This window comes from Escherichia sp. MOD1-EC6162 (genome assembly GCF_002965125.1).
In the GTDB taxonomy this organism is placed as follows: domain Bacteria; phylum Pseudomonadota; class Gammaproteobacteria; order Enterobacterales; family Enterobacteriaceae; genus Escherichia; species Escherichia marmotae.
Genome location: NZ_PTSB01000076.1, coordinates 1 through 1,227 on the forward strand (window position 1 = coordinate 1; position 1,227 = coordinate 1,227).

The 1,227-nt window shown below is 52.2% G+C and carries 1 protein-coding gene; it reads right to left on the reverse strand.

What is annotated here, in order from left to right:
- Window positions 1–12 precede the first annotated feature (12 nt).
- Window positions 13–1,227: autotransporter outer membrane beta-barrel domain-containing protein (locus tag A9587_RS24175; protein ID WP_123057504.1), on the reverse strand; the 1,215-nt coding region annotated here is incomplete at its 5' end.

Below are 1,227 nucleotides of genomic sequence, written 5' to 3' on the forward strand. Positions count from 1 at the left end.
GGCAAAGTGGCATTAAAAGAGATATTTCATGCCCAGCATTCCCTGGGTATCGCTGTAACCGTTGTCACCCAACTGCTGGGCGACGTTGCCCCACAGTTGCAGACGCGGATTAAGCTGACCTTCCACCCCGACTTTTAACTCACCGATGTTACGCGCACCGATGATTTCATCGCTGATGCCATCCATCTTCACACTGTAATTGCGGGAGTTATAAATCCAGTTGGCTTCCACAAAAGGCTGGAAGGAACGCTCTTTATGCTCATCAAGAGCATTATGGCCTTGCAGATACGCTTTCACCCCCAGACGCGTTTGCAGGTTGCCTTCGGTGCTGTCCTCAACCAGAGTGCCATTGTCTTCAGTATGATTGTCTGCCTTCACATCCATCCACGTCAGTTGCATTTTTGGCTGCAACCAGTAGCTGGTACGCGCATCGGCGCTTTCACCAAGACGGAAGGTATAACCCGCTTCAATGGCGGCGGTGATGCCGTCAGAGTGATATTTCTCACCCGGCAGGTACTCGCCGGAGACGGTGTTATCAAACCAGTTATAGAGCAACCAGCTATCAACATAAGTCCCGGTTTTGTCCGCTTCGTTAGCGTACCAGGTGCCATACACCCCCACACTGTAGCCGTCGATTTGCCCACGTGAGCTGTACCCGGTCAGGTTGGAATGGGTGTGACTCTTGCTGTTGGCATAGCCAGCCATTAAGCCGAGATGCCAGCGATCAAGGTCATTACTGCTCCATTGTGCGAGGTCGCCGCCCAGTTGCAGAACATAACGGTTGCTCTGGGTGCTCAATTCATCCGAACGATCTTTAAAGCGATTATGCCCGCCAATGTTACGCATCCACAGGCTGGTTACTTTCTGCTCGCCGGTCAGCAGGTCGGTGTATTGTGTTTCCCCCAGACGGTCATGCAGTCGGGTATTAAACAGCGTATTTGCCGCCTGAATATTGGCCAGATAGCTGCCAATTTCCGGGCGATACAGATGTTTTCGTTCTGGTTGTGGAACAGATGGCGTAACAGGTGGCTCCGGTGTCACAGGCGGTTCTGGTGTTACAGGGGGTTCTGGTGTTACAGGTGGCTCAGGATCTGGTTCCGGGATGACGGGCAGTTCCGGTGGGGTATACGGTCCTGCGGGAATTTCACTGGTTAAAAACCAGTTCTGGTTGTCGCTTTTTACCACGTTGTAGTCATAGGGACCGGCAACAATACGACCTTCTTTACT